The organism is Amphritea sp. (genome assembly GCF_048266285.1).
Taxonomy (GTDB): Bacteria; Pseudomonadota; Gammaproteobacteria; order Pseudomonadales; family Balneatricaceae; genus Amphritea.
Window position 1 is genome coordinate 1 of the sequence record NZ_JBLWZV010000021.1, and the last position, 21,524, is coordinate 21,524.

General features: G+C 43.9%; 17 protein-coding genes and 1 pseudogene. 14 read left to right on the plus strand and 4 right to left on the minus strand.

Features of this window, described 5'->3' with window-relative positions:
* Positions 1 to 190 precede the first annotated feature (190 nt).
* Positions 191 to 289: pseudogene (locus ACN0T0_RS16865) on the plus strand (IS5/IS1182 family transposase); the annotation flags it as partial.
* Between the two features lie 229 nt (positions 290 to 518).
* Here the strand turns inward: ACN0T0_RS16865 and ACN0T0_RS16870 are convergent.
* Genes ACN0T0_RS16870 through ACN0T0_RS16885 form a run of 4 tightly spaced genes read right to left on the minus strand, consistent with a single transcriptional unit; the run spans position 519 to position 5,590 of the window.
* Positions 519 to 2,018, minus strand: coding sequence for a TniQ family protein (locus ACN0T0_RS16870; RefSeq protein WP_417227899.1), 1,500 nt, complete (start codon positions 2,016 to 2,018; stop codon positions 519 to 521).
* 18 nt (positions 2,019 to 2,036) lie between these two features.
* Entirely contained in the window at positions 2,037 to 2,969 is a 933-nt protein-coding gene (locus ACN0T0_RS16875; RefSeq protein ID WP_417227900.1) for a TniB family NTP-binding protein, read from the minus strand.
* An 11-nt stretch (positions 2,970 to 2,980) separates the two neighbouring features.
* A complete protein-coding gene (locus ACN0T0_RS16880) occupies positions 2,981 to 4,936 on the minus strand; it encodes a hypothetical protein (RefSeq protein ID WP_417227901.1) in 1,956 nt (651 codons plus the stop codon).
* A 45-nt stretch (positions 4,937 to 4,981) separates the two neighbouring features.
* Positions 4,982 to 5,590, minus strand: a complete 609-nt coding sequence (locus ACN0T0_RS16885; protein ID WP_417227902.1) for a TnsA endonuclease N-terminal domain-containing protein — start codon at positions 5,588 to 5,590, stop codon at positions 4,982 to 4,984.
* 1,194 nt (positions 5,591 to 6,784) lie between these two features.
* Here ACN0T0_RS16885 and drt3a point away from each other — a divergent pair.
* From drt3a to ACN0T0_RS16950, 13 genes are all read left to right on the plus strand, one after another.
* Complete coding sequence (gene drt3a / locus ACN0T0_RS16890; protein WP_417227903.1) at positions 6,785 to 8,131, plus strand: antiviral reverse transcriptase Drt3a; 1,347 nt, start codon at positions 6,785 to 6,787, stop codon at positions 8,129 to 8,131.
* Positions 8,124 to 10,175, plus strand: coding sequence for an antiviral reverse transcriptase Drt3b (gene drt3b, locus ACN0T0_RS16895; protein ID WP_417227904.1), 2,052 nt, complete (start codon positions 8,124 to 8,126; stop codon positions 10,173 to 10,175). The genes drt3a and drt3b overlap by 8 nt, the downstream gene beginning before the upstream one ends.
* A gap of 1,298 nt (positions 10,176 to 11,473) precedes the next feature.
* The gene (locus ACN0T0_RS16900; protein ID WP_417227905.1) at positions 11,474 to 12,439 is read left to right on the plus strand and encodes a bifunctional helix-turn-helix transcriptional regulator/GNAT family N-acetyltransferase; all 966 of its coding nucleotides are present in this window, start codon (positions 11,474 to 11,476) and stop codon (positions 12,437 to 12,439) included.
* Entirely contained in the window at positions 12,436 to 13,191 is a 756-nt protein-coding gene (locus tag ACN0T0_RS16905) for an AzlC family ABC transporter permease (RefSeq protein ID WP_417227906.1), read from the plus strand. Before ACN0T0_RS16900 ends, ACN0T0_RS16905 begins: the two co-directional genes overlap by 4 nt.
* A complete protein-coding gene (locus tag ACN0T0_RS16910; RefSeq protein ID WP_417227907.1) occupies positions 13,184 to 13,504 on the plus strand; it encodes an AzlD domain-containing protein in 321 nt (106 codons plus the stop codon). Before ACN0T0_RS16905 ends, ACN0T0_RS16910 begins: the two co-directional genes overlap by 8 nt.
* A 242-nt stretch (positions 13,505 to 13,746) precedes the next feature.
* Positions 13,747 to 16,101, plus strand: coding sequence for a carbamoyltransferase HypF (hypF, locus tag ACN0T0_RS16915; RefSeq protein ID WP_417227908.1), 2,355 nt, complete (start codon positions 13,747 to 13,749; stop codon positions 16,099 to 16,101).
* Complete coding sequence (locus ACN0T0_RS16920; RefSeq protein ID WP_417227909.1) at positions 16,092 to 16,346, plus strand: HypC/HybG/HupF family hydrogenase formation chaperone; 255 nt, start codon at positions 16,092 to 16,094, stop codon at positions 16,344 to 16,346. Before hypF ends, ACN0T0_RS16920 begins: the two co-directional genes overlap by 10 nt.
* Positions 16,343 to 17,491, plus strand: coding sequence for a hydrogenase formation protein HypD (hypD, locus tag ACN0T0_RS16925; RefSeq protein WP_417227910.1), 1,149 nt, complete (start codon positions 16,343 to 16,345; stop codon positions 17,489 to 17,491). The genes ACN0T0_RS16920 and hypD overlap by 4 nt, the downstream gene beginning before the upstream one ends.
* Positions 17,492 to 17,579: 88 nt before the next feature.
* Positions 17,580 to 18,626 (plus strand): hydrogenase expression/formation protein HypE, encoded by a 1,047-nt coding sequence (gene hypE, locus ACN0T0_RS16930; protein WP_417227911.1) that lies wholly within the window; start codon positions 17,580 to 17,582, stop codon positions 18,624 to 18,626.
* A gap of 223 nt (positions 18,627 to 18,849) precedes the next feature.
* Positions 18,850 to 19,092 (plus strand): hypothetical protein, encoded by a 243-nt coding sequence (locus ACN0T0_RS16935; protein WP_417227912.1) that lies wholly within the window; start codon positions 18,850 to 18,852, stop codon positions 19,090 to 19,092.
* Between the two features lie 187 nt (positions 19,093 to 19,279).
* The gene (locus tag ACN0T0_RS16940) at positions 19,280 to 19,753 is read left to right on the plus strand and encodes a peroxiredoxin (protein ID WP_417227913.1); all 474 of its coding nucleotides are present in this window, start codon (positions 19,280 to 19,282) and stop codon (positions 19,751 to 19,753) included.
* Between the two features lie 57 nt (positions 19,754 to 19,810).
* Positions 19,811 to 20,212: an SMI1/KNR4 family protein gene (locus tag ACN0T0_RS16945; protein ID WP_417227914.1), complete on the plus strand. Its 402-nt coding sequence runs from the start codon at positions 19,811 to 19,813 to the stop codon at positions 20,210 to 20,212.
* Positions 20,213 to 20,521: 309 nt separating this feature from the next.
* Complete coding sequence (locus tag ACN0T0_RS16950) at positions 20,522 to 21,478, plus strand: acyltransferase family protein (protein ID WP_417227915.1); 957 nt, start codon at positions 20,522 to 20,524, stop codon at positions 21,476 to 21,478.
* The last annotated feature ends 46 nt before the right edge of the window (positions 21,479 to 21,524 follow it).

Below are 21,524 nucleotides of genomic sequence, written 5' to 3' on the forward strand. Positions count from 1 at the left end.
CCTTATTGCAAACTTTCCGCTTCAGAGAAAGACAATTATAAATGCTCAATAGATGCGTTGGTAAACTGTTATGAGAATTTCTGTGATGAAGCGTTTTGTGGTACGGCAAAGTAAATTGATGCCACCCGACTTGATAAAGTTCAACGCTAGACTTGGAAAGTTGCTACGTCACCGTCGAAGAATAATCGATGTTATTGAACCCTTCTATCCCAAAGCAGGGAAAGGAAGGAGACCTGATCCGCTATCAACGATGTTTTGTATTCACTGCATGCAGCATAGACATTCCATAGAAAGTCTTGGCGATGCGCCTAGACAAAAAGTTGTATCTTCCTGCCTCTAAGATATTGTGACTTATTCAGTGCTATAGAGGTTTTTCGAAAAGGGGTAGCTTGTCACTAACATGTAAGCGTAATAGTTTGGTCGTATCAGTCTTTTTCGTTTGGTTGGTTTCATTGCCTGCATCAATCTCATCTCGCATTACCGTAGCTAGGTTGTGTGGGAAAATTCTTATTGCTCAGTCAATCATTAGCCCCTGCGGGCACAGATAGATCCATAGGGCGTTGCAGTGACTTAATTAATTGATATTGAGCACCCGCCATACCCATCACTCCTTCTGTTGTATACATGTAATGCAGAAACTCATCATTAGGGCAGCCAAAAGTGCGTTTCATTTTTTTAGCGCTAATGGGGGCGGAGCATGCTTTTTTTAATTGCACATCTAGCCAGTTGCGATAGTTCTCCGCTGAAATATATACCCGCTTGCTATCCAGTCTTTCGAGCGATCCCTCAACGACATCGATTAAAACATCTAAGATTAAATGGTTAATATTGGTTAAATGTTGCGACAAGCCAATGGACTTAGGTTCTACAATGATTTGCTGCGCTGATCTATGACGTACTTTATTGGCTAATGTCGAAGCAATGAACTTCAGATCGATAATCTCAACGGGCTTTTGAGGGGGCTGATGAATGATGCTTTCATTATGCGTCGTTATAAAGCGTTGAAAGGCATGAGGACTCAACGGCAATAGTTCTCTAAGGAACCTTTTAGGTATTTGATAACGTCTATCATCAACTGAAGTCGTAAGTCTCAGGCGTAAGGGCTTCAAAAATTCTTGGTATTCCGGTAGCAAGGAAAGTGGTTCACTTTTTTTATCTGCGATAAAAGGCGTCAAAGACATTGGGTAATGACCTAGCTGTCGGAGCCAATTATTGATTGGAATATATATGGCTTTATCGCCTAGTGGCATCAGACCGCTTCGTTGCTCAAAACAGGTACGTTGCCAATGTTTACGTGCCTTATCTGAAAAAATAAGTTCATATGATTTTGATACATGATGGGAGTATTCGCTGAAATGAAATACTCTTATTGTTTCTTGGTGGACTGAATCGTAAGGTCTGGCATAAATAGCAATGGTCGATGTAATGACATCCAAGAGAAATTGATGATCCGCTTGGGGGGTTGTCAATACTTGCCATAATTGCATTTCTAATGAAGATATCTTATGGCTTTCTAGAGGGCTATCTGACCAAGGATGATAGCAGTGAGGACATCCAACAAACAATTCACTAGAGAGTGAAAACGGCTGATCACAAAGGGGGCAACTGTCTAACAGTAAGCTATGGTGCTTAGGGCAGTGAGCAATATGAGCCATAGACCATTGAAAATCTAAATAGCCGTCGCTCACTATACAATGTGGGCATATACGAATATGTTGTGTTCGTAAATCTTGTATCATTCTACTAGGTTTATATAGCAGCGAGGCATCCGCTTGATTTTTAAAAGCGCTAACAATATCCGCAGCATCGCGTTTTAACAGCGGTGCTAATGCATCAGCCATTGATTCAAGCTGGTAAGGGCGAATGTGGCAAAGTTTCTTTTCGGAACTCTGAGAATAACCAAGTACTCGTAACATTGCTGTTATGTTGGGTATACCATTCAAACTAGCTAACCTTAACAGGTAGCTCGAAAGTGATTCTGATGGTTCGGGATAAGGGCGGACGCCAAAATGGCTCATAAGCAATACACCAGCTTCTTATTTTCGGTTAGACTTATCAAGCCTATCTCTGACCTTTATGATATCCGCCTTAAATGGATTAAATGTGCCTAAGTCAGGGTTAAGTTGGGCCTTATTATAGGCTTGTACAAAATCGTTAATTCCTAGTGTCTTGTCTAGGTCTCCAACAGATAATACTTTCTCCAATAAACGGTTTATTAGCCGGGGGACTCCTTGGGTAGCCAGCATTATTCGCTCCTGCATGGGTTTGCTTGAAAGGTCAATCGTGACGATACCTGACTCCTTTAAGATACGCTTATAAGTGTTGAGGTAGCCGCTGAACTGCCATTGGTCTTCTTTACTCTGTAAACTGAATGGACGAAGCTCAATATGTTCAGCAGTAAATCGTTGATACAGCTCCTCAAATTGAGTGATTGAGCTCTTCGCTTCGGGAAGGCCCGACATCACTATCGCTAACTTATGTTCATCCATTAACGTTTTGATATAGTTTACGACATTGCGGGTGATGACCTGCGCCTGTTCTTTCAATAAGTGTTGGCACTCATCAAATATAAGCATTTCCACACCTTGCTTCTGAATAAAACAGCCGAGGCGCGCATCTAATTGTGCTTCCGAACCCGATAAAGCAGGATGCCCAACTGTATTTAGAATCTTAATGATTAATCCTTTAACAGTCGGCTTGGAGGGTATTGATATCTTCACAATGGGGCATAGCGTTAGAGTGTCACTTTCGGTCTCTCCGTAGCCCTTCATATAGGTTTCTATATATTTTTCTATCGTCCTAGTTTTACCAACCCCAGGCATGCCTAGTAATAACATTCCAGAGCCTTCGGTACCCGACATATCATGTGTATTGCCAATGGCTTTTAATACAGAAAGGTGCATTTCGTATTGTATGGTGTGTAATTTAAGAGCTTTAATTATTTTGAGTCGCCGCTGCTTTTGATCCATCATTTTCTTTCCTACGAATAATTGAATTCATGATTAGAGTCGTATTTGGCCCCTTCATGTGGTGAGGTATCAACATCGTTTTTGTTTGAGTTGTTTGTTACATCAGGTGGTAGGTTTGAGTTGTCGCGACCTTCATGCATGGTTTTAGTCATTTCATCAATCTTGGCGGGTTTTGAGCGTTTCGCCTTCGGTTTTGTTTTTTGTGCATGCTGTTTTTTAACATCGTCTAGTACTTTACTTTTCGCTGCCACACGAGGGTGTCCAAAGCCTTTGTCTTTTCGCTGAGGCGGATACTTCGCTTGGTATTCGATCAATGACATACCTTCTGTAACCTTTTGATCAACACAATAGGCAGTATGAATTTCATCGGTCAACGGGTTAACAATACTGATTGAAGATATATCATTAGAGCTATAGTCACAGGTGATGACTGGCTTTTTATTCATGCTTGTAAGGCGATAGTAAATCTCTTTCAGATGGCCTTCAGAGTCGTTGTAGTGGATATTATTAATAACGACGCCTTGGTTGCCATGATCCCCTTGAATCGTTCGCTGGAAGGTCTCTCCTTTCACATAGCGAATCGCTTCAAAATTAGCAGGTAGCAGTGGAGGGAAATCCATAGCCCCCTTTTTCCATGTAGCATAAGGCGTCGGTGTTTTTGCACTTAATCCACTATGTTGAGATTGATGATATTCATCAATAATCCAATGGGTCAGCAATGATTCGAACTGATCGAGCGTAAGGCTAGCTTGCTCTTGAACATTTTTATCGATTTTTTGTTGGTTGGTATATTTTCCACAGTAGCCCGGTAGGCTGCTTGCAAATTGAACGCGTAGTGTGTTGAAAAATCGTTCGATATATGGTTTTTTCCACCCCTTCCCAGTAGGTACAATTTCGACTTGCGATTCGACCTGCATACAAAAGGACATCGTATTATTTGCGACATATCCTGTGCCGCCATCAACCACAAATTTTTCCGGTGACCCATACATCGGCCAGTCGTTGATTGCTTCGATTGAATAGCTGTCGCGAGGTTTAGGGCTGATAGCATGACGGTAACATTCGATGACGGATGCAGCAGATTCACCTCGACCGACTTGAACATTAATGCCGGTGATCGCTCGCGAATAGCAATCAATTACGGCATACAGCGTTACAGTTCCTAAGTAGTTAGCTTGATCATCAATGATTCCGACGGCTAAATGTACAGCATCGGCTTCTGCTCGTTCGTGGATACGATGAACAACGAGTTGCCTTTCCTGCTTTCTTTCCGCAGCCCGAAGAGCTCTGGTGCCTTCACGCGCCTTGATGATCTCTTGATAGCTAACCATCTCATTTATCCACATATTGAACGTCCCATAACAAGGGCGTGGAGTATCATTTCCTAGCGCCTCAATAAGATCTGGGATAAAGCAGTCATATGCGTACTGAACAGATGGCTTACCGGGACGTAAGTAATATTTATCAATTGATCCCAGTGCAATATCTCGGATTTCAGCTGAGAAGTTTGACCGACGAGTACGAGCTTTAAGGGGGAGCGTAGAAGCGCCACCCAAAGAGCTTTCGGTAGCTTTTTTATACCAACGGGCTAGCGTGGCAGGAGATGGCTTCTGGGTATCGCCTATCTTACGGCTAATATGTGCAATAACGGCCGACCGTAACGCCACACCGCCACAGCCACCGTTTGTTGAGACTCTCTTTAGTTCATTAATATAAGCATTACGACGATTCAGTTCTGAATGGTCTTTTTGCGTCAGTCCTTGCAGCTTCGGCTCGGGCTTTTTGTTGCTCCTCATGAATAACGTAGAATCGTAGCATTCATAAACTTGATCCTCAGTGAGGAACGCAGGATCTTTACCGGGAGCACTAAACGTTAGACAGAGGCCTTTATTAGGTAAGGCTGTTGCAGTGGCTTCAAGACCTAGGTAGATCACAGGCGTGTTAGGCGTATAAAGTGCTTTTAACATTGAGGTGCTCCAGTATAGAAATAAGATATAACTATCTTGCTAGGGTCACCAGCTCAGAACGATATCGGTCCATTTTTGGGTTAAGTCGGCGTTTATTAACTTGTGCGCGACGGCTCGGCCGCATAGATTTGGGTCTTGACCTGCTTGTTGCAATGCTTGCTGAAACTCAGATACCGTGCATTCTTGATAGGATAATGAATCCAGAAACCCAAGGATTTCTTGTGTTGGAGGCACTTGTTGAACTGCTCTTTGTAGATAACGGAGATTTTCAGCGCGCTCACCAAGGCGGATGTCTGTTTCGGTTATAACACGAAAGGTTTTATTCTTTTTTTTAAAATACTCCGTTAAGACGTAAACCTTGTCTATGAATGCAGGTTCAAGGGTGTCCTCGACATACTTAATCTCATCGACATAGACGGCTTCTACCATTTCAACTTCGAAATCTGGTGTATACCGTCGCTCTTTACCATTGATGGTGTAATAGATAGAAAACGGCTGGGCATTAAATCCTATGGCGCTTCGCTCAAAATTCAATAGGTTGAAATAATCGACTTCTAGTTGGCTCTCAAGTGCGTGAGCACATTGGGTTAGCTCTGAGAAGCCATAATGTGTCGATTTTACATAGGATTGCTTGCCGACTTTACGATCCTTCATAGAGGGTATCCTAGCTTCATGTTAGCCATCGTTTGATGGCCGAATGCCATGATCTGGTATATGGAGGAGAGCGCCAAGGTGAAAATACGGGGAGGCACATCAGGATTTGATAGTCGCTTACGACATAAGGGGATCTGATGAAATTTTCCTGTTGAACAATCAAATCGAACCGGGATGTATCGTTGTTGATTTTGCATAGCTAACGATCTCTTGATACTTGTGATACTCGTTGGGTTGCTCGATTCTGCTCTCCCTTCCGTTTTACTGAACAACAGTTGAGCATAAAGTATAAATTTGAGGGGTACGGTGTCAACTAGGCACCAGTATCCACTATGTAGAAATAAGCCTTTCCAAACAGACGCTTGCATCCTGTTTTCAAACACTAACTAGGGCTACAGATATCATTGCCTCCATGTAAGTAGATGCCATAGAGGTACAGCCCTCGGGGCTTCGTTCAGGTTTTGAACTGGGAATAATAGATAGAACTACATAAGGGAAATTGATTATTTAATATTAAATAAATTCACCAAAATTAAAGAAAAGATGAATTTAAATCACTCAAAAATAGGGTGGTTTTCCTAGATAAGGTACCGATTTTGCTTTTTTTAGGAGTATCTGATCATCATTCAACGCGGAACAATGTTTAAGGAACAGCCATGTGAGTTGAAGCTATACATCAATAGACTTAGGTGTTTCAGGTATGAATAATACTCGGTGAGAAGATGATAGTGAGGATCAAGACAATCAAGGAAAGCTCAAAATAGTTTGCTCGGTTCATTAGCCTTATTCAAGAGGGCCTTTCCTATGAATTCGAATAGTATTGAGCTAACACTTTGATTTGTCAGCATGTGGCTATTATGATTGTGGAAAGTTTATGACGTGGAAGCTGCATCGATAGGCGCTATAGTTATATGAACTGTCCGTTTATTAAGTTAAGGACCACTACGCAGGAGGAAATGGGAAAGGTTATGACCAAGGTTGTTATGCCGAAAATATGAACCACAAGCACTTTATTCGGAGCAGGCGACCAACTGGTCGCCTTTTTAACGTCAAACCAACGAAAAATCTGCCGTTGGAGTTATGCAGTATATCTATTACTGTAACGAGAATGGTAAAGTGATAGATAAGTGAAAATCATTATATTTTAACGCCATATGTATTTAGCGGGCTAAGGATAGAGTAAGGTGAGCGATTATGGAACAGTCTTTTTCAGTTAAAAATTTCCGGAGTATTTATGATCTTGATCTGCAAAATAGTGGAGATTTAGAGCGTGAATACTTCGAAGAAGCATATGCTGAAAGACTGAAAATTAGAAATTTAAAAAAATTGAAATATCGCATTTTATCAAGGTTTAGAAGATTTTTGATAACAAGAGAACTCTATGAAAAAAAAGTGGGATTAATCCGTGAACTATTGGAGATAAGAAAAAGTAGATACAATAATTGCGTAAATGATGAGATTGAAAAAATTTGCAATAAAGTAAATAGGAAGGGATATAATCTCCCATTATCGACGCTGCCCAATCAGATTGCTGGTAAAGATGTGTTTACAATTGGGAAAAGCGTGGAGAGTGTATTTGTTACAAGGCATTTACATAATATAATAAGAAGCACGTATAATATAAAGCAATCGCATCGAGACTTAATTGTTAGCAGAGTTAAGAGTGTTTGCTTAGATAAAAGCCCTAAATATATTATCAAAGCTGACGTAAAAAATTTTTACGAAAGTATTGAACATGAGCTTATTATAAAAAAGCTGCACGCATCCACAAGGCTGTCTGTATTGCCTAAGAGAATACTCACTCAACTTCTTAGATCATATGCTAAGTTGGTGGGGTGTGATAAAGGGCTTCCAAGAGGTGTTGGTTTAAGTGCCTATTTATCAGAAGTATATATGAAAGACTTGGATGATGAGCTGGTGAATAATCCGGATTTAACGTTTTATTCTCGTTACGTCGATGATTTAATATTGATATACTCTCCAGATATTATAAAGAATAAGTCTTTTTATCTTCAGATTGTAGATGAAGCTGTTGATAGGAAGAAATTGCAATTAAATAATAAAACAAAAAAAATTGATCTGACAGTAGGTAAAGCTCAAGAATTTGAATATTTGGGGTATAGATTTTCATTTAAAGATAAAGATGTAAAAATTCGGCTCAGCAGTAAAAGGGTTGATAAATATAAAGACCGTATCAATCAGGCGTTCGATAATTATTTTAAAAAATGCAAATACAATCCTGATGAAAAAGCTGACCTTCTAATAGATAAAATTCGGTTTTTAACTGGAAATACTCGGCTTTTACATGCAAAAAGCAAAGCGTTCACTGGTGTCTATTTTAATAATATGTATATAAATGACATTAGTGATCTGGAAGAGATTGATAAGTACCTGAAAAATAAATTGCTAGCAATAACAGATCAGAGATTGCGTAGGCGTCTAGATAAATTTTCTTTTATTGAGGGGTTTAAAAATAAAGTCTTCAGAAGTTTTACTACTGCTGACTTGAAAAATATAACTAGAGGATGGAAGGATGCCTAAGAAAATATTATCGATCAATTTCCCAATTGAGAGAGTGGTCCTTTCAGACTTGCTTCCATATGAGGTTCCGATAACATTTTCGAACAGGCATTTTTATAACTTCATAGTTGACAATAAAATAGAATGCTTGGGAGATTACTTTGTTTGGAGGAGGAAGGATGATGCATTCGATAGGTTGGTAATGCTCTTGTTGGGTGTTCCTAGCAAAAAGGAAGTTAAGATAATTGAGGAGGAAGGGCACAAATACAGCAAGGTTAAGTTTAAAGAAAACAAAGCAGCTACATTTACTGTTCCATTTGTATTCGGAATCTCACATAAAAAAGATCAATACAGACATCTCTCTTTGATTCATCCAAGATCTCAAGTTATTGCTGTAGAGTTTTATAAAAATAATAAAGATTTGATCACTTATTATTGCGACAAAAGCCAGTTTAGTCTTAGGTCGGCGAAGCGAGTTGCTGGTTGTACATATGTAGATAAGAAGTCACTTATTGAACAGTTTGATACTGATGGTGAAGTAATAGAGGTTGAAGGCGAGAATTACGAGAATTTGAAATCGTTTTTTGTATACGATAAATATAGCAGTATATTTAATTTTTACGAATCCGATGAATATCATGATTGCGAGGGAAGGTATAGCTTTTTATCAAAGCTTGATATCTCGAATTGTTTTGATTCCATTTATACCCACTCGATAGCTTGGGCTGTATACAGTAAAGAATATGCCAAAAATAATCTTAGTCAAATTAAGTCGACTTTTCCAGATGTCTTTGATAGTTTGATGCAGCAGCTTAACTATAATGAGACAAATGGAATTGTAATTGGTCCTGAATTGTCTAGAATATTTGCCGAAATTATACTTCAAGCTATTGATAATGATGTTGTCTCAGACTTGGAGGGAAAGAATGTTTTCTTTGGGGTTGACTACCATGTATTTAGGTATATTGATGATTTTTTTGTTTTTTATAATGACCAAGAGGTTTTCTCTAAAATAAAGTCTTCTATTAGTCTTTGTTTGACAAAATATAAGCTTAACCTGAATAAAAGTAAAGAGTGTTTTTTTAATAGGCCTGTGATAACGCCTATCACAATAGCAAAAAAGAAAATTGCTAATCTTTTGTCAGATAAGCTGAAGTATAAAGTGGAATATATAGATGGAACTAAGGAAATAGAGAAAGCTAGTTTGTATTTCAGGAAATCAAGTTTAATTACAGACTTTAAATCTATCCTCCATGCTTCAGATGTTTCATATGAAGATATACTCAACTACACCCTTTCTATTTTAGAGAAAAAATTAAGAAAGATATTGCTTGTTTATACTAAGATTTCTGAAAATGAAAATGAAAATGCTGATAAGCAGCTTGTGAACGCACTAGTTAGTTTGATTGAATTTTCATTCTTCATATATTCAATGTCTCCAAAAGTTAATGGAACCATTAAAATCTGTAGGATTATGCAACAGATTATTCTGTTTGTTAATGATCGTACTCTAGGTATTGAATATCGTGATGTAATATTTCGCTCTATATTTAATGGTTCTTGTTCTGTATTGGAAGACATAAAGGTAGGAAGTGAAACTCCAGTTGAGACATTGTACTTGCTTGTTCTAATGCGTCAGCTAGGGAAGTTCTATTGGCTTGATGAGTTTTCCTTATGCAAATACTTTGGGATTGTAAAAAAATCAGAAGGCATGACTGTTGAGAAAAATTTGAACTACTTTTCTATTATTGTCTTGCTTTTTTATATTGAGAATAAAAATCGGTATGATTTTATAAAAGAACCTATTGAAAAATACGTTTTGCAAAAATATATACAGAAGAGTGCGACTATAAATATTGATAGTGAGATTACACATATGACACTTGATTTAATTACGTGCCCATATGTGAGTGATAAGCTTAAGAATGAAATTCTAGAAAAAAGTGATGTACCTAAAGAGTCTAGAAAAAAAGTTATCAGCTATTGTTCGACTTGGTTCACTAAGTGGTCAGGGTATAATTTCGCTAAAGAGCTAGACGCTAAAGTGAGCCAGGATGTATACTGAGTGAAGTGCATCGTGCGACTTAATGGCTGTTTGCAGCTCACACACCAGCGCGCATGGGTACACATTGTCCTACGCATGGAGATGTATACCTGAGCGGTCCGCATGAGCCGCTCTGTCTCGGCAGTTCCACCCGACATTGAGGCGAGGCGAAAGCTAAGTCGCATGGAAGGTGGGACTGCTTAGAATTCTCTTATGTAGCCCTTGCTTGTATGACGCATAGTTTAGATAAACCTTCCCTCCCTGATTTTGGTTCTGATAGAAAAGAAGCTAAGGTGCGCATGCTAACCCCCGAATTATTTTATTCAGGAGTGGGGGAGCCATACTTGGGACGTAGCCGAAGAGAGTCCAATTACTAAGACGATGTGGTTAATTCTACGGACTTGACGATTGCTAAACTTGATGAGGGTTTTTTTAGAGTACGATTTGATAGGTTAACGCCCAAGGAAAAGACATACCTTAATTAAATGGCCATACTTAGGGCTGGGCTGCATCGTTCAGGCGATATTGCTTCTTCGATGAAGAAAAAAGTCTCTGATGTGGCTCCAGTTCGAAATAGCTTAATTAAGAAAGGAATGATCTGGGCGCCTAATCATGATGATACCGCTTTCACTGTGCTGTTATTTGATGAGTTTATACTGCGAATTATGGAAGAGTAGAGGAAGCGCAAAAGTAAGTCCTACTCTAACCAGCCAAACCATTAAAAAGCCCGCTTTCTAGCGGGCTTTTTTGTGCCTCCTAGTTTAGTTATTGGGCTGTGACTTGGCGTTTATGTTTCGGTAAGCCTATCGATATCAGCGTGGTGGCAATGAGAAAGGCAAATGACACCCAGAGGCAGGCGGAGAATCCTCATACTTGAAAGACCCAGCCGGAGAGTACGGCGTCGATCAAGCGTCCCAAGGCGTTGGCCATGTAATAGAAGCCCACGTCAAGGGGCACGCCATCTTCTTTGGCATAGCTTACGATTAAGTAAGAGTGCAGCGATGAGTTAACCGCAAACACAGCGCCAAATACTATTAAGCCGATAATAATCACCCTTAGTCTTTAATCTACCATCAGAGAAGAATCTCACATTAAATTTAAAAACGTTATTTTGAAAGTCAGTTAAAAAACGCCTACAGGTATTGGTATATATAGCCTGTAGCGATTTAAATAAGAGTGAGATCGAATCTCAATCTTAATTGAAATCAACAGGAGGATTCCATAATCCTCCTTTTTTATAGTAATATGCGTAACTAGTTACGTAATTGGTTTTGATTGTGTTTTATGTGCTGCTTGATACAGCGGAAAAGGTTGGGTCTATGGATTACATGAAAAGTTTTGGCAGCCTGTCGCTCGGCAGTCGGCTAAAGCGGCTGTCCGATAAATTAGTGCAAGATGTGATTCGGCTCTATCAAAGTCAGGGTATTGAGCTTAATCCGAGTTTTTTTCCGTTGTTTAATATGTTGCATCAACAGGGGCCGATGACCGTTACCGAAGCGGCTGAAAAGCTGGCGGTGAGCCATCCGGCGATCAGTAAAATTGCCGGTAAGATGCAGCAGCAGGGCTGGCTGAGCAAAACAGTAGATCCTGATGATGAAAGGCGACAGTTATTGGCGTTAACGCCACAGAGTGACGCTTTGTTAGAGCAGATAGCGCCCGTATGGCAGGCGATTGAAAATCACCTAGACGGATTGATTTGTGCTCAGCAATACCCGCTACTGGATTCGTTGGCCGAGTTTGAAACTTTACTCAATGAGCAGGGGTTCTATGAACCGGTATTGCAACAGTTAACAAGACGTCATGACAGTGAACAAGTGGTTATTTCGGGCTGGGATGATGGTTATCGCGAAGCCTTTAAACGGCTCAACTTGGCTTGGTTGACGCGCTATTTTGATGCTGAGCTGACCCCAAGGGATTCTGAGGCATTAGACAATCCTGAGGGTTACTACCTTGCTCGGGGCGGCTACATCTGGTTTGCCCGCCATCAAGCGGATAATAAAGTGGTTGGTTGCGTTGCACTGGCGCGGCATAGCGATGGTCAGTATGAAATTTCTAAAATGGGGGTGGATGATGCTTGGCAGGCGGTTGGTGTGGGGCGGCGGTTATTGCTGACGGCACTGGATAAGGCGCGCGAGTTAGGCGCGTCAGAAGTGTTTCTGGAAACCTCCAGTAAGCTTGAAAGGGCGCTGCAGCTATATCGTAATTTGGGATTTAGACAGGTCGCTCATCCGGCTGGGAACTCCTATTACAGTAGAGCCGATATCTATATGAGGTTAAGTTTGTGACTAGTCAGACCCAGGTCAACCAGGATCTACGTGCGATTCAGAGACGTGAGATGTTGGGTGGTGCTAAGGCGACCATCCCCTTGATTATTGGCGCCATCCCTTTTGGCATTATTTTTGGCACTTTGGCCGGCCCAAGCGGTTTATCGGCTTGGGGGGCGCTGGCGATGTCGGTGATTGTGTTTGCCGGTTCAGCCCAGTTTATTGCATTAGGGTTAATGGCGGCAGGGGCCGCGGTACCAGTAATTATTGCCACGACCTTTGTGGTTAATCTACGGCATATTCTCTATGCCGCTAACCTTGTACCCAAGGTGGCTCATCTGCCCCATCGTTGGCGGGTGATGATGGCCTTTGGTTTGACCGATGAAACCTTTGCTGCCGTCAGTAATCGTTTTATGCTGCAGCAAAACACCGAGCATGCGCACTGGTTTTATCTCGGTTCTTGGTTGGCGATGTATGGTAATTGGATACTCTGCACTGGTTTGGGTATTGCTTTAGGAGAGCTGTTTCCGGATATGATGGATTGGGGATTAGATTTTGCTATGTCGGTCACCTTTATCGGCATGGTGGTGCCCTATCTGAAAACCAAGCCGATGTGGGGAGCGGTGATTGTCTCTGGGGCGATCGCTATGGCTACTATCGGTATGCCTCACAAGCTGGGTTTAATCGTTGCGGCGTTGTGCGGAATCGCAACCGGCTTATCATTTCATCTCTTATTGAAGCGCTGTTCTGCACAGGAGACCCGCGATGACTGAAGTGTTGCTGATCGTCGGTATGTTCATGGCCACCTTTAGTGTTCGCTATGTGTTATTTGCCGTTGCGGGTAAGGTGCGTTTTCCGCCTTGGTTAACAACCGGATTGAGCTTTGTGCCGCCGGCGGTGTTAACCGCCATTATCGTGCCTGCGGTGCTATTACCTCGGGGTGAACTGTGGCTAAGATTTGATAATCCTTGGTTGTTGGCCGGGGTGTTTGCCGCACTGGTCGCTTTTTGGCGTCGGGATCTATTGACCACCATCGTGCTGGGTATGCTCTGCTTTATGCTGCTTCGCTTTGGCCTAGGGCTATAGGTTTTACAGTATGGCCGGGTGTTGTATGGCGAGGCGAGTAGCGATAATCGATTAACCGGTTAGGTGGAATACTGTATAGCTGCTTTCCATTAAATCTTAGGGCTCAAGCTGTAACCCTCCCCGTTACAGCGCTTCATGGGGTATATTCAGTAGGTTGGCATATAACTTGTAATATAACAGGTAGCTAGATAACAGGGCTTTTAATAAAGCCAATACGAGAGCCAGTATTAGAACCTACATCGATGCAGCAGGGGCGGGTTATCAATATTTCAGCGGTTAATATTCGGATTAGCGGCCAGGTGCAGGGAGTTGGTTTTCGTCCCTTTGTGTATAACCTTGCCCGCCGTCTGAAGCTGAAAGGAACGGTCGCTAATTCAGCCTTCGGGGTGGACATCTCTGTTGCAGGGCCGGCGGCAGCGTTGGCTCAGTTTCAGCAGTTGCTCGTCAGTGAGCAGCCGCCGATGGCGTTGATCGATCAGTTACTGGTTGAATCTGCCGCTGCTCAAGCGTATTCAGACTTTTCCATTATTAAAACACAGCAGGGGCCTTTAACGGTGGCGGCTACCCCGGATGCTAATGTTTGTTCCGCCTGCCTGCATGAGCTGTTTGATGCCGCAGACCGCCGTTACCTCTATCCCTTTATTAACTGCACCCATTGTGGCCCACGTTATAGCATTATTCGCGCACTACCTTACGATCGAGCGTTTACAACCATGGCTGATTTCGCCCTCTGTCAGCCTTGTCAGCAGGAATATAGCACCCCGACCCATCGCCGCTTTCATGCTCAACCTAATGCCTGCGCAGAGTGTGGGCCGCAGCTGAGTTTTGCTAACGCAGAGGGGGCGTTACAACCGGGCGACTCGATCGGGGCCGCCATAGAATTGATTGAGCAGGGCTTAATTGTTGCGGTGAAAGGGATCGGCGGGTTCCACCTGCTCTGTGATGCCCATAATCCCGAAGCCGTGGCACGACTTCGACAGCGTAAACAACGGCCCGTTAAGCCGTTTGCGGTGATGGGGTTAAACTCTCCATCTTTGGCGGCCATTGTGCAGTTGAATGATGTCCGTGAGCATCGGTTACAGGCACAGGATGCCCCGATCGTGCTCTGCCCTGCGACCACTGAGCTACCCACCGATATTGCACCGGGGCTAGCGTGGTGTGGCGTAATGCTACCCCATACACCGTTACACTATCTGCTGCTGCATCGCTTATGTGGTGCGCCGACAGGAGAGAGTTGGTTAACCCAACCGCAGTCACCTCTTTTAGTGATGACCAGCGCCAACTGCCGGGGGAATCCGCTGGTCACTGATAATCAGCAAGCACTCCTTGAGTTGCAAGGTATTGCTGATGGTTTTGTGCTGCATAACCGGGATATTCGTATCCGTTGTGATGATTCGGTAGTCAATGGGTTAGCGGATGACATGCCCTTGATTCGTCGGGGTCGCGGATTGGCACCGCAGGTTATACGTTTACCGCAAAGCGGCCCATCGACGCTAGCGGTGGGGGCGTTTTATAAGAATACCCTCTGTGTTACCCAAGGCGATAAAGCCTATGTGTCCCAGTATATTGGTGATTTGGATAATCCCGATTGTTGTCAGGCATTAGCCGAACTGACCGAGCAACTAACTCAGTTATTAGAGGTCACGCCAGAGCAGGTGGTGTGTGATCTACACCCGGATTTTTACAGCAGCCGATTTGCTCGGGAATATGCCAGTCAGCATAAGATTCCGTTGTACTCTGTGCAGCATCATCATGCGCATATCGCCTCGGTGATGGCAGAGCAGGGTCTGCGTGAGCCCGTATTGGGGTTGGCTCTCGATGGATTAGGATTAGGTATCGACAATCAGCTCTGGGGTGGCGAACTGCTCTATGTGGATGGTCATCAATACCGGCGTTTAGGTCATCTGCCTGAACAGCTTATTCCCGGTGGTGATCGGGCGGCCAGAGAGCCTTGGCGCTCGGCCGCTGCGGTGTTGTATCAGCTACAACGGGGTGATGAGATTATCAGTCGTTTTAATCAGCCGGCAGCGATCACGGTTAAGCAGATGTTGCAGCAACAGTTTAATTGCCCGCCAACCAGCAGCGCCGGGCGTCTCTTTGATGCGGTGGCGTCGTTGTTGGGTATCTGTCATATCAACAGCTTTGAAGCGGATGCCGCGATGCAGCTTGAAGCCTGTGCTTACCGTTATCTGCAGCAACATGATTGGCCTGATCTGCCGCCGATGGTCGACTTGAGTACCACCGGCCAACCATTGCTGCAGCCTTTACTGGCGAGGTTAGCCGATGTGCAAGACCCTGAGTGGGGAGCCGCATTGTTTCACCGTCAATTGATTGATGGCTTAAGCCGATGGGTTATACAACATCAAGGCAGTACTCGGCTTGCTGTGGTGTTAGCGGGCGGCTGTTTTCTCAATCAGTTGTTACGAGAAGGGCTCACCGAGCAGTTACAGCAGGCGGGGCTGAGGGTTTACAGTGCAGCATTGCTACCCTGCAATGATGCCGGTATTAGCCTAGGGCAAGCGCAGATCGCGCAGCTTTTGGCGAATGACAATAATAAAGACAAGCAAGTGGCAAAGGGGTTATTCCAATGTGTTTAGCAATACCCGTAGAGGTGGTTGAGATTATCGATGATGATACGGCCATCGCCGATATTGGTGGCGTGCGTAAAACGATCAATGTTGCGCTGATTGCCGATCTACTCGTAGGTGATTATGTGATCCTGCATGTCGGTTATGCGTTGAATAAAATTGACCCAGAAGAGGCTGCCAAAACCCTAGCACTGTTTGCTGAACTGGGTGAGTTAGATGCGGCAATGGATGACAATCAGCAGGTGATCTCATGAAGTATGTCGAGGAGTACCGGGATGGCAAAATGGCCCGCGAGATTGCCGAGCGGATTCGTCAGGAGGCGCTGCCGACGCGGGAGTATAACTTGATGGAGTTTTGTGGCGGCCATACCCACGCGATCTTCCGCTACGGTATTCCCGACCTGCTGCCGGATAATGTCAACATGATCCATGGTCCCGGCTGTCCAGTGTGTGTCTTGCCCATCAGTCGCTTGGATACCGCTATCGAACTGGCCGTGACCCATGGGGTTATTCTCTGCTCCTATGGCGATATGATGCGGGTGCCGGGTTCGCGTAAACGTAATCTATTAAAAGCTCGGGCGGCCGGGGCCGATGTGCGCATGGTCTATTCCTGCATGGATGCCTTAAAACTGGCGCAGGATAACCCCGATAGAGAGGTGGTGTTCTTTGCCATCGGCTTTGAAACGACAACGCCACCGACGGCTTTGGTGATTCATCAGGCGAAGCAGCTGGGGCTGACCAACTTCACGGTTTTTTGTAACCATGTGCTCACCCCCGCTGCCATCAGCAGCATTCTCGATTCCCCAGAAGCGGGCGAGTTAGGTTTGTTATCCTTAGATGGTTTTGTTGGCCCGGCGCATGTTAGCACTGTTATCGGTAGCCAACCCTACGAGCGCTTTGCCACTGATTACAACAAGCCGATTGTGATTGCCGGTTTCGAACCCTTGGATCTGCTGCAAGCGATTTTGATGCTGATCCGACAGTTGAACGATGGGCGCGCCGAGGTTGAAAACGAGTTTTCCCGGGCGGTCACCCGGCACGGCAATGAGCGTGCCAAGGATATTGTCGCTAAAACCTTTGAAGTGCGTGATGCTTTTGAGTGGCGCGGCCTAGGCTTTGTGCCTCACAGCGCCTTGAAAATTAGACCGAAGTTTGCTCAGTTTGATGCAGAACTTCGTTTTCCAGTTGATTACCATAGCTCTGCTGAAAATGCCGCCTGCCAGTGTGGCGCGATCCTGCACGGGGTGAAATCGCCCCGCGATTGCACTCTATTTGGCGGTGCTTGTACCCCAGAAAATCCATTAGGCCCCTGTATGGTCTCCAGTGAGGGCGCCTGTGCAGCGTATTATAGTTATGGTCGCCACCAAGAATCGCTAATCGTCACCGATAATGCCGAATAAAGAGCAACTTAGCTGAATTGAATACGCTCGGCGTAGTTAAGCGCACTAGGTTAAATCAGTACGCCGTGTGAGAAAGGGTTTACATACCATGACCAAACAAACTGAATACAGTCATCCTCTCGATTTACAACATGGCCGGGTTGAAATGGCCCACGGCGGTGGTGGTAAAGCGATGGCGCAGTTGATAGACCAGCTGTTTCTACAATCTTTTTCTAACCCTTGGTTAGAGCAGATGAATGATCAAGCCTGTTTTAATCTGCCGCCGGGACGAGTCGTGATGGCGACCGATAGCCATGTGATCTCACCGTTATTTTTCCCCGGCGGTGATATCGGGGCGCTGTCTGTCCATGGCACGGTTAATGATGTCGCCATGTCCGGTGCTGTACCTAAATTTCTTTCTGCCGGTTTTATTTTAGAAGAAGGTTTCCCTTTGGCGGATCTTCAGCGCATTGTTATTTCCATGGCACATGCGGCAGAAGCCGCCGGTGTCGCCATTGTGACCGGTGATACCAAAGTGGTGGAGAGAGGTAAAGGCGACGGCTGCTTTATCAATACCACCGGTATCGGTGTAGTACCTGAAGGGCTTAACTTGTCGGGTAACCGAGTGCAACCGGGGGATAAAGTACTGCTGTCCGGCACCTTAGGGGATCACGGTGTTGCCATCATGTCTCTGCGCGAAGGGCTAACCTTTGAAACCTCTATCGAATCCGATAGCCAAGCGCTGCACGACCTCGTCGCCGCCATGGTAACCGAAGTCCCCGACATCAACTGTATGCGTGATCCAACCCGGGGTGGGCTGGCCGCGACCTTGAATGAAATCGCCCAAAGCAGCGGGGTAGGCGTGTCCATCGCTGAAGCAAATATTCCGATTAAGCCGCAGGTTAGCGCCGCCTGTGAGTTTCTTGGGCTCGATCCGCTCTACGTTGCCAATGAAGGCAAGCTGGTCGCCTTCTGCCCGGCGGGTAAGGCAGAACAGTTATTAGCTATCATGCGGCAGCATCCGCAAGGTGCAGAAGCCGCCATCATTGGTGAGGTGACCGCCGATCCCCTCAAGTTTGTACAGATGGAAACGGTGTTTGGTGGCAAGCGAATGGTGGATTGGATATCGGCTGAGCAACTGCCCCGCATCTGCTGAGGCTTTGCATGGAAACGGCATGCTGCGTTTACGCTCGTTCGTGTAAGAGCGCTACAGGTCGCTCGCTAAGCCTTGCCTGCCGATCCGCTGATAACACCTTGCAGAATCCTGCTGGCGATGAGGCGACACTTGAATAGCGACGTTCCATTGGCCGGCATTGAAGGGTTGATAATCTGCTATTGTTGATAGAGATTTTAGTTGTTGTACTGCTATTGGAGGGGATATGAAATTCATCATATTGATGATTGTGTTATTGGTTGTCGGGTTGCTGAGCATGCAGCAGATGGCGCCTAAGGAAGCCCCGTTAAGGTCGATGGAACAGGATTCTACCCATTCAACTTCAGATATTCCCAAAATCCCGACACGTCCCGATGAGGTTAAGCAGTTTGCTGAAGATATTAATCATTACGTTCAGCAAGAGGCAGCCAAAAGAGCGGTGATGCTGGAAGAAGCAGAAAAACACTAATATCGGTGGATCACCGGGTTTATCTTAGCCGGCTGATGCTGGATTTTCAGCCGCAATGCTTCCCTTAGCTACTAGGTGCTGCTTGGGTTCTGTTTCGCTTTCTTTATGCAATAAAATACTGGATGATCTGCTTCTATGCAGTATCGGTGTAACTATGCACTCAATAACATCTCTATAGGTAACGGTTATGATTCAAGTAGGCGATAAAATTCCGGCTATCAGTGTTAGCACTATCTTCGCGGGTGAAACGGCGGCGGTGAGCACTGAGCAACTTTTTGCGGATAAGAAAGTAGTATTGTTTGCGTTACCCGGCGCGTTTACGCCGACCTGTTCGTCATCCCATCTGCCGGGGTACATTGTTAAGGCGGATGATATTTTAAGTAAAGGCGTTGATCTGATTGCTTGTCTTTCTGTTAACGATGCTTTTGTGATGAAAGCTTGGGTCGAGTCGCAAAATGCTGAGCAGATTACTATGGTGGCTGATGGCGGTGCTGAGTTAACCAAGGCGCTAGGACTGGAGATGGATAGCGGTTCGTTTGGTGGTGTGCGTTCACGTCGCTATGCAATGATTGTTGAAGATGGCGTAGTCACCGCCCTCAATATTGAAGAGCCTAAAACCTTTGAAGTCAGTAGTGCCGAAGCTATACTTGAATTGCTCTGAAACGATTCAGTTTAGTATTTTGTCAGTGATCAATACGTAAAGGTTTGTGGAAGAATTATGCAAGATGTAATTGATGCGATACGTGACGCTAATATTGATGTTGTGACTCCTTTAGAACTGCCGGATTTTGATGATGTCGTGGCGGCAGAGGAAGAGATCTGTGTACCGCTTTATCCGGATTTTAAAGAGTTTCTCTTGACGGTGAGTGATGTTGTCTGTGGCTCTATAGAGCCGGTGACCGTGGCTGACCCATCATCCCATACGCATCTGCCGGAAGTGGCGGCTTATGCTTGGTCGATTGGCCTGTCCCGTGAGCACACGCCGATCTGTGCTCATGACGGGGGCTTTTATGCGGTCACGATTGAGGGTGCCGTGGTTTACTGGACACCGGAGAGTGGTGAAATAGAGGAGTGGACAACAGTTTGGGAGTGGGCTAGGGAAGTTTGGCTAGTTAGTTGATTTATATGTATTATTCAATGAAAAATGGCTCCTAGGAGCAAGCTATTTACCTTTTGTGTGGTTCTAAGCTGAATTATGAAAAAGGCTGATGTTAACCCATCAGCCTTTTCTATTTGAGCATTGTGACACGATAGGCAATGTCTACTTAGTGCCAAAAGTGACGTATAAACCACTTTTCATTTATGATGAAAGCTGCTTTCATATTGATCAGGTTTTTTGAGCTTAAGCACAGGTGCTAACAACCTAAACCATTTCAAATAACATAAGCGAGCTAACTGCGTGCTTTTCTTAAGGGACTGAATTGAATCTATGGAAAGAAATATTGCGTTAGATCTCCTTAAATTATCTATGGCCTTCATGGTTGTAGGGCTTCATGCAGGTTTTTTGGGGGAATTCACATCGCTAGGGCAGTATCTAACTGTAAATGGTGTTTTTAGAATTGCCGTACCTGTTTTCCTTCTCATTAATGGTTTCTACTTCCATCATATTCTTAAAAATTCTGGACAGCTTAATTGGCTTAAAAGGGTTCTTATATTATATGCAGTTTGGATGATTTTTTATTCGTACTTTTGGTTTTCCGTGCCCGATATTTCTTTGGTCGGTCTTATTAAATTTACGAAAGATATAATAATTGGCTACCACCACCTATGGTATATTTCAGGAATGTTTGGTGCCGCTATTATTCTGATAATCCTCAGGGGTTGCTCATCGTTTACTCTGGCAACAACCGCTCTATTATCTTTCTTGGTTGGTGTACTAATTCAGTACATTGGAAATTACCATTATTTTGAAGGAAGCGTTGTAGATAAACTTTTTAACATGCACTGGTTTCATCGCAACATGTTCTTTTTCTCCTACCCATTTTTCTGTATTGGTTACTTAATACATAAACACTCTGTGCATGAAAAAATCACACTAAGAAATGCAGGAATCATGAGTGCTTTGGGTATGCTGGCCTTGTTTGGGGAGTCATATGTAAACTATCACCAAAATGGCAGAGATGGTGGTTTTGACAACTTCCTATCTCTTTTGTTTGTCTGCCCTTTTGTTTTCTTGCTGTTCATGAAATTCAATATTCAAGGTTCTAGCAAGAATATTTCCCTATTATCCTCCGCAATTTATTTTATTCATTCGTTTTTTCTTAGTGTATTACGTAAGTTTTTCGACTTAGAAGCGACTCTATTAACGCTTGCTGCTATTCTGCTTTCCATTATTGCTTCTTATGCCATTATTAAAATTAACAATAGGCTAAAGTTTATTCTGTAATTGGTTTTTTTGTTCAATCTAAGACAACTTCTGCTTTGAGTTATTC